This is a genomic window from Microcystis sp. M179S2, assembly GCF_020245805.1.
Lineage (GTDB): Bacteria > Cyanobacteriota > Cyanobacteriia > Cyanobacteriales > Microcystaceae > Microcystis > Microcystis aeruginosa.
This window is the reverse complement of the sequence record NZ_JADBUE010000165.1, coordinates 1-7864: the sequence shown is the minus strand read 5'-3', so window position 1 is coordinate 7864 and position 7864 is coordinate 1. Positions and strand designations below refer to the sequence as shown.

The window sequence follows — 7864 nt, the reverse complement described above, 5'->3', positions numbered from 1 at the left end:
TTAAAAGAGCGAGCTTTAGGAAAATTGTCTGAGCAATTTTTTGATAATTGACCACTGTTACATTTGGTAAATCGAGGAGTTGATCAAAATTTATCCACATAACCCACCTCCTGTTCTGTGTTACCATTATACCATGCTCACACAGAACCTAGAAGAGCCAGCGATAAAATCCTCGGTGTTGGGGTAAAAATGTTCTAGAAAAGCTGGATATTTTTGAGAATGGGGATTTTTATCACAGTAACCGAGCATTTCTAAGGATAACATTAATCTTAAATCCTGCTTAGTTTGTTTTAATTTTTCCGAATATGCAATGCTCCCCAGCAATCCGTATTCTTCTAGATCGAAGGCAATTAAACGAATTGGATAATTAGCCTGATTCTCCCCAAAAAACCTCGCTAATTCTAATAATACCGCTAATCCCGTGGCGTTATCGTCGGCCCCTGGCGACCCCGGCACCGTGTCATAATGAGCGCCAATTAAAATCGGAGGTTTTTGACTATTATTAGGCAAATCTAAGATTAAATTTTCGTAAACTTTTCCCTGAAATGAGAAAAAATGTGATTCAACCTTTCCCCACTGTCCTAACTCTTGCCGCAGGTATTCTCGCACATAAAAATGTCCTTGACTAGAGAAAAAAGGGTTTCTTTCTCGGACAATTTGTTCTAGGTGTTGGCTTAAGCGATCGCTAAGAAGATCAAACATTGATAGCAGCAGATAATTTAATCAAAAGAGCCAATGGATAGAGAAACTGAGGGAAAAATCGGGGAGAATAATAATTGTTAATTATCAAATACTCTGTGGAGCTAAAATCATGACAAATCTCCAGTGGACTAGCTATGATTGTATCGTTGTTGGGGCGGGATTAGCAGGATTAATCGCCGCGCGTAATCTCCAGAGGCGAGGTCATCAAGTTCTGGTAATCGAAGCGCGAAATCGTTACGGTGGCAGAATGTCTGGTCAATATCTCCCCTCCGGACAGTGGATCGATCGAGGTGGTCAGTGGGTGGGCCCAACCCAAGAGCGTTTTTTAGCCCTCCTCGACGAGTATAAAATACGTCGTTTTCCCTCTCCCAATCAGGGAAAAACCGTCCTAGTGTTCAACAACAAACGCTATGAATTCAATGGTTTTTTTCAAGGTTTCCACGAGGGAGAAGTACCCGATATCGGCACGGAAGAATGGCAAGATGCGATGTCAGCATGGGCGCGTTTTCAAGAACTAGCCAAAACCCTACCTTCAGGTTATCCCCAAAGCAACGATCACACCAAAAAACTAGACAGTAAAACTTTTGCTCAGTGGATTGAAGAAAACACAAGCACAGATTTTGGTCAATGGTATTTTGCTTATATGGCCCGTGCAGTGGGGTTTCTCGGGCCGGCCGAACCCCAACAAGTCTCACTGCTGCACGTTCTTTGGGGACAAAATTGCGCCGCTCAGGCCGAACATCCAGAAGCCGAACTGATCCATGGCGGAGCCGGACAAATTCCCGACAAGATCGCGGCGGAATTAGGAGAGCGAATTCGACTGGGGGAACCGGTTTTTCGCCTTAATTATGACTCGGCCGGCGTGACCATAGAAACCAGCCAGAACACTTTTACCGCCCAATTTGCCATCATTGCCATGCCGCCCCATCTTGCTGGCCGCATTATTTATCATCCCCCGCTGCCACCCCAGCGAGAACAACTAACCCAACGAGTACCGATGGGATGCTGCGCTAAAGTCCTGATTTCCTATGAGCAACCTTTCTGGCGAAAACAGGGACTAGCGGGAGTTGCTCAAGGGAATTGTCAATGGTTGGAACTCTGTGCCGATAGTTCCGATCCCGAAACCGGCGTCGGGGTAATCGCCACCTTTGTGGTTGGCGATCGCTATAGTCGTTGGCGCTCCATGAGTAGTCCGGCGCGTCGTGCCGCCGTCCTCTCGGATTTAGCTATTTATTTCGGTCAAGAGGCCCTTTTGCCGATCAGTTATGATGAGGTGGATTGGCCCGGGGATCCCTGGACTGGTGGCGCATATTCCGCTTTTATGCCCCCCGGAGTCTGGACAAGTTTCGGCGAGGCTCTTTTTACTCCCGTCGGACCGATTCACTGGGCCGGCACAGAAATGGCCGATCGCTGGCCGGGATTTTTTGAGGGAGCGATCCGCACTGGTGAGGCGGCGGCTGATCGAATCGCCTTGCTTTTGCGGGAAAAATGAGCATCTACAGGGCTACGCCACCTTTTAGGTCAAAAAAGTCATCATAGTCAAGTTTCGGGGCTAATAGAGCAAAAAAATCCTAAATCATCACTATTTCGCCCTGGTAATGTTCGACGAAATACTGCACACGATGACGATATTCTTTAATTGTCCGATCGACCCATTCCCGCTGCTCACTGTTAGCATAGATATGCACTAAAGGTTCTCCAGCATCGGGTAAAATCAATACCCAGTCATCATTAAGGGGATTAATCACCTTCACCCCATCGACCAACTCTAGATTAAGATCCGCGTGAGTCTCCACTAGATAGCGCATCAGGGAGCCCTTGACTTTCCAAGGACAACGCACCGCCGTATTCTTATTGTAAATGCGCGGTAACTCGGCCCGCACCTGAGCTAGAGAACGTTCCTGAATGGTTAACATCTCCAAAAGTTTCGCCACGCTGAACATGGCATCGAAACCGGGATGTAATTGCGGAAAAATAAAGCCAGTTTGCCCAGATCCTCCTAAAACCACATTAGGATTGGTTTGACATCCTTCCATTAAAGCGCTAGGACTGGCTTTTGTCCGCACCACCCGGCCATCGTGACGACGCGCGATCTGTTCCACGGCACTAGAAGCATGAACCGGCACTACCACTGTACCGCGCGGATGGGCGGTCAGAATTGTATTCACCATTAGAGCAGTTAATTGTTCCCCGCGAATCGATAAACCACTCTCATCGACGAGGACTAATTGTTCCCCGTTGGCCGAAACTTGTACGCCTAAGTTCGCTTTCAGGGCCTCCACCACATGGCCCAATTGATGGATTAGTAACTCTCTTTCCTGCATGGAAAGGGCATTCTGACGTAAACTGGCATTGAGAACCACGGCATCACAGCCAAATTTGGCCAGTAATTCTGGTAAAATTGCCCCTGAGACTCCGTAGGCGTAATCAATGACGATTTTGGAGCTACTATTGCGAATAGCCTCTACATTTAGCTGAGTTTCAAAGGTTTTGCGGTAATTATCGAGAATATCAGCCGGATAGGACATACTGCCGATTTCCTGCATTCCCACCCGTCGCAGATCTTCTTTGAAATAGGCCCCTTCGATTTTCTTTTCCCTCGCTTTGGAAACATTAATCCCTTTTTCGTCTAAAAACTCGATTAAGAGAAAATCTGGGCGATCGGGATGAATACGAACGTGAATGCCACCGACTACGTTTAATTTAGCCACTAAAGTCCGCGAAATCGGTAAAGCATTCGCTTGTAGGTTTTGGATATTCACCCCCACGGACATTAAACCGGCAATCAGCGATCGACTGACCATGCGCGAGACACTACGTTGATCCCGGGAGACGATTACCGTTGACCCCGGTTTCAGGATAGAACCGTAGGATGCCCCCAGTTTAACGGCGAATTCGGGCGTGATATCGATGTTAGCGAGGCCCGATACTCCTCGTTGACCAAAGAGGTTTTTATGGGCAGTATTTCCCCAAATCAGGTTAATATTGAGGATGGCTCCCGATTCGATCTGTTTACTCGGCCAGACTCTGACCCCGGAATTGATCTGCGCTTCTTCCCCCACGATCGATAATTGTCCGATCACCGCACCTTCGTGTACCTGGGCCCGTCGATCGATTCTGGTTCCCCTAGCGATCGTACAAGCGGCTAAATTGACCTCATCCCCGATCACCACACCATTCCAGAGGATGGGACGTTTCAGATCGGAACCGGCACCGATGGTGACATTATCGCCGATAACCGAACCCCTCTCGATCAGAACATTTGCACCAATACGACAATGATTGCCGATCATGGCTGGGGCCTCAATCTGGGCGCTAGGATCGATATAGGTATTAGTGCCGACCCACACTCCGGGGGATTTTTCTCGATAGGGAAATTCCAGGTTAACTTTGCCGGATAAAGCGTCGTATTGCGCTTCTCGGTAGGCCTCCAGATGACCGACATCGCACCAATAACCATCGGCCACATAACCATACATAGGTTCGCCCCTTTGCAGCAGCAGCGGAAACAAATCTTTAGAAAAGTCGGCTTCTTCTTTGTAGGGGAGATAATCGAGGACTTCTGGTTCGAGAATATAGGTTCCGGTGTTGACAGTATCGGAAAAAATCTCGCTGGTGGATGGTTTTTCGATAAAACGGCGAATTCTGCCTTCTTTGTCGGTAATCACTACCCCAAATTCGATCGGATTGGCAACCCGCGTCAGGACGAGGGTTGCTTTCGAGTTTTTACTTTTATGGAATGCGATCGCTTTTTGCAGGTCAAAATCGGTGATACTATCGCCACTAATCACCAGAAAGGTATCATCTAACCATTCGGCAATATTTTTCACACATCCTGCGGTGCCTAGGGGTTGATCCTCCTCGACAGCGTAGGTGATTTTTACCCCAAAGTCGCTGCCGTCTTGAAAGTAGTCGCGCATGACATCGGGGAGATAGTGCAGGGTGGTGATAATTTCGGTAATGTCATGCTTTCGTAGTAAATTAATAATATGTTCGGCGATGGGACGGTTGAGAATCGGGACCATCGGTTTGGGAAGATCACAAGTAAGCGGACGTAATCTTGTCCCTGAACCACCTGCCATTAATACCGCTCGCATAATTTCCTCCCAAGGCTATCTTTTCGCCGTTTTTAAATAGTTTTTCCAAATTATGGCTTTAGTTTCCCGACCTCGATCGAGCCAGTTCCTAACCGGCATTCTAACACCGTCCCCCCGATTCAGAACAATATTTTCTTTTCCCAAGTCGGCAAAACCCAAGCTTAAAATAGGAGATGTGAATTCTCTAAATTCAAGGATGAGATGGCATGAGACTGGTTATTTTTATCTTAATAATTGTTTATGGTGCCGGTGGTTGGAAATTCTGGAATGGGTACAGAAGCACTAATTTTAGTCCCAGTTTACCCAATCGTTTAGCTCTAACCCTGTTCTGGCCGCTTCTTTTGGCTGTTAATCCCGCCTACCGCAAGAATTTTCAAAAAGCCCTCAAGGGCAAATAAAATTAACATACTGCCAAGGTCACGGCCATAAAACAGAAAGTAGCTGGGTATCGAGGTGTTTTTTCGCCGATTAGTCGAGATTACCCCCCCAAAAAAAACCCCTAAATAGGGTTTGCGGCAAAAAGTTTTTCGTGGGGGTAGGGTGTGGGGTTTTACCCATTTTCAGGTGGTCAATTACCTAATTTTCAGGGAAAAAGTCCCGGAATTTTCCCCCCAATCACTCCAATGGTCGGCACTTTTTGAGGGAAAAAAGTCTAAAAACCTTATCCAACAAGGTTGTTAGATTTATTCAGCAAACCCTAAATAATCCACGGCAATCAACAGTTTAGCCGTGGATGTCTTATCATGGTTAGGGAAAAAATTGGGGTCGTAGCTCAGTTGGATAGAGCGAGTGCCTCCTAAGCACTAGGCCGCCGGTTCGATCCCGGCCGATCCCGCCTTTTTCAGTGATCGGTAAACAGTAAACAGTGAAAAGATGCTGGGAAACTGCTATTTATAGCGCTTTTCACGTTACTGAGGTATCAACAAGTTTTGCCAACAAAGGGCTTAAGCCCCTTGCCCATGCCTCATTCTGATAAAAACTGCTATAGCATCAACCCCATTATCGAAATATTTACGGGCTTAATTAAGCCCGTAGGCACGGCTACGGGCAACTTCTAGAGGTTAGGCTTGATCGCTTCTGTTCTTGTTAATCTGTCGGATGATTTCAATCATTTGAGCGTGTCGATCATCCATTCTCTCTAGATGCCGGTAAAAATCGGCTTGAGTCTCATAAAAATCTGATTGTGCGCTTGCTATTCGAGCTAGGTAATCGTAAAGCCCTTTTTTCTCCTGTTTCCGTTCCTCGCGGTCACTAGCGACGGCATCAGCTAGGGCTTGAATAGCGCGAGCGTTCGATTCCACTATTCTCTCGATCCGCTCTAATCTGTCTTCTGACATTTTGGTAAACTCCTAATAGACTAATTCTTGTCCCCCACCGATGCCCGTCGGATGGGGGAATAACTTTAATTATGGGCTTTTCGATGCCAACGCTGATCCGATTTCCTAAATTCCCACTGTAATGCGATCTCATCAGGAGTCTTAATCTTTCCTGACTATTACCAAGTCAGGGAGACAAAATCAAGGGTTTTCCCGTTACAGGAAAACCCACATATAGCACTTTTCACGTTACTGAGGTATCGACAAGTTTTGCCAACAAAGGGCTTAAGCCCCTTGCCCATACCTCATTCTGATGAAAACTGCTATAATACTGCTCACTTAAAACTCAAAACTTAAAACTGATCACTGATCACTGATAACTGATCACTGATCACTGATATTTATCTTCTCATTCTGCCCTTAACTTGATACCAAAGCCTTCTTAAACGTAGATCGAGAGAAAAACCCCGACGGGTGGGAATAACAATCGTGCCACCGATGCGATCGTGGAAAGCGCGGTTAAATTGCTCATCGCCGATCGCCATACCACAATCGGCGAAAAGGGGCGAAGATAATAAAATCAAGCTTAAAGGATTGCCAAAAAAAGTATTTAACCCTACCATCATTAAAGCTGCTCCCCCACCAGCGATCGCCTCTCTTTTGCTTAACTCCAAAATTCCGGGTAAACGCTGAAGTCGTAGATCGATGATCTTCATATCCAAGGCCCAACGTCCTAAACTCTGACCCTGATTCTGCGCGACTAATAACACCCGCAAACACCACCAGATCAGGAGAAAAAGGAAGAATTGCAGTACAGGTGTACCGTTAGCAAAGGAGCTTAAAAACCAGATCGAGGCAAAGTCGATCAGGAAAGCATAGGCGCGACGATCTAAGGGAATTTTCGGAAATTTTTGCGGTAGATTATCTTCAGGCGGGATGGGGTAAACCATAAAGTAAATTCTCGGAAAAATCCTGCGGTTTATCTTCCACTTTAATCGGGAAATTGGCAATTCTAGGATAGTTGTCTCTTGTCTTTTTTCTCCCCCCGTCTCGGAGTCTTCTGTCTGGGGGTCTGCTCACCTAACGGCAGATTTTTGATTTTTGCAGGAGATATAATTATTAATCGACTCGGAGATCTAAGCTACCATTGAGCAAAGGTAGCCCAGAATACAGGGATAATCATGGAACAAGATTCATTAACAACGGAGGTTATTCTAACCCATCCGCGGCAAAGTTTGGGAGAGATCCAATTGGATTGGATGCCACAACCGGGTAATTATTTGGCATTGAAAGGACAAACCTACGCAGTTTTGGAACGTCACCACCAGTACCAATACAAGATTGGTGGCTATTGTTTACGCAAAATTTCCCTTTATGTACAAACTGCTCCCACTCCGAACGAAAAAAGTTTGATTGAAGGACGTTGGGTGATGGGGGATGCTAGTTGTCGTTTTAACGCCAGATCCGAACTGTTGCGCTGTGCGATTAACCCCCCAGGTCCCTGTCAAGATTGTCGTTTTTACGAAACTATTAACCCTTAAAAGAGCCTTTTTCGGCAACAATCTGGCTATTTTTCCCCTAGCTAACCACTATATTGATCAATCGCCTTTGACATCCTCACCGCCGTAAAACGGACGGCGATTCCCAAACCTCACGATTTGGGTTTCTGCTTCTTTCCCGAAGGATTTTTCGCACCTGCCTTAACAGATTTACTCTGTTCTGGTCTTATGGTCGCTCTACAGACTGACA

General features: G+C 46.4%; 6 protein-coding genes, 1 tRNA gene and 1 pseudogene. 4 read left to right on the top strand and 4 right to left on the bottom strand.

Going from position 1 to position 7864, the window contains the following annotated elements; genetic code table 11:
* Positions 1–159: 159 nt before the first annotated feature.
* Positions 160–702, bottom strand: a pseudogene (locus tag IM500_RS09945) (M28 family peptidase); the annotation flags it as partial.
* A 109-nt stretch (positions 703–811) separates the two neighbouring features.
* Here IM500_RS09945 and IM500_RS09940 point away from each other — a divergent pair.
* Entirely contained in the window at positions 812–2194 is a 1383-nt protein-coding gene (locus IM500_RS09940; RefSeq protein WP_287738228.1) for a flavin monoamine oxidase family protein, read from the top strand.
* 79 nt (positions 2195–2273) lie between these two features.
* On the opposite strand, the gene IM500_RS09935 is transcribed toward IM500_RS09940, so the two are convergent.
* Positions 2274–4799: a mannose-1-phosphate guanyltransferase gene (locus tag IM500_RS09935; protein ID WP_190719720.1), complete on the bottom strand. Its 2526-nt coding sequence runs from the start codon at positions 4797–4799 to the stop codon at positions 2274–2276.
* A 206-nt stretch (positions 4800–5005) separates the two neighbouring features.
* On the opposite strand from IM500_RS09935, the gene IM500_RS09930 reads away from it, so the two are divergent.
* Both IM500_RS09930 and IM500_RS09925 read left to right on the top strand, forming a co-directional pair.
* Positions 5006–5197: a hypothetical protein gene (locus tag IM500_RS09930; RefSeq protein ID WP_043999505.1), complete on the top strand. Its 192-nt coding sequence runs from the start codon at positions 5006–5008 to the stop codon at positions 5195–5197.
* 363 nt (positions 5198–5560) lie between these two features.
* A tRNA-Arg gene (locus tag IM500_RS09925) sits at positions 5561–5634 on the top strand.
* A gap of 226 nt (positions 5635–5860) precedes the next feature.
* On the opposite strand, the gene IM500_RS09920 is transcribed toward IM500_RS09925, so the two are convergent.
* Together IM500_RS09920 and IM500_RS09915 are read right to left on the bottom strand one after the other, a co-directional pair.
* Complete coding sequence (locus IM500_RS09920; RefSeq protein ID WP_002763421.1) at positions 5861–6136, bottom strand: hypothetical protein; 276 nt, start codon at positions 6134–6136, stop codon at positions 5861–5863.
* A 380-nt stretch (positions 6137–6516) separates the two neighbouring features.
* A complete protein-coding gene (locus IM500_RS09915) occupies positions 6517–7065 on the bottom strand; it encodes an RDD family protein (RefSeq protein ID WP_287738227.1) in 549 nt (182 codons plus the stop codon).
* A gap of 231 nt (positions 7066–7296) precedes the next feature.
* Here IM500_RS09915 and IM500_RS09910 point away from each other — a divergent pair, with 231 nt between their 5' ends.
* On the top strand, positions 7297–7656 hold the full coding sequence (locus IM500_RS09910; RefSeq protein ID WP_002763426.1) for a DUF6464 family protein: 360 nt from the start codon (positions 7297–7299) through the stop codon (positions 7654–7656).
* The last annotated feature ends 208 nt before the right edge of the window (positions 7657–7864 follow it).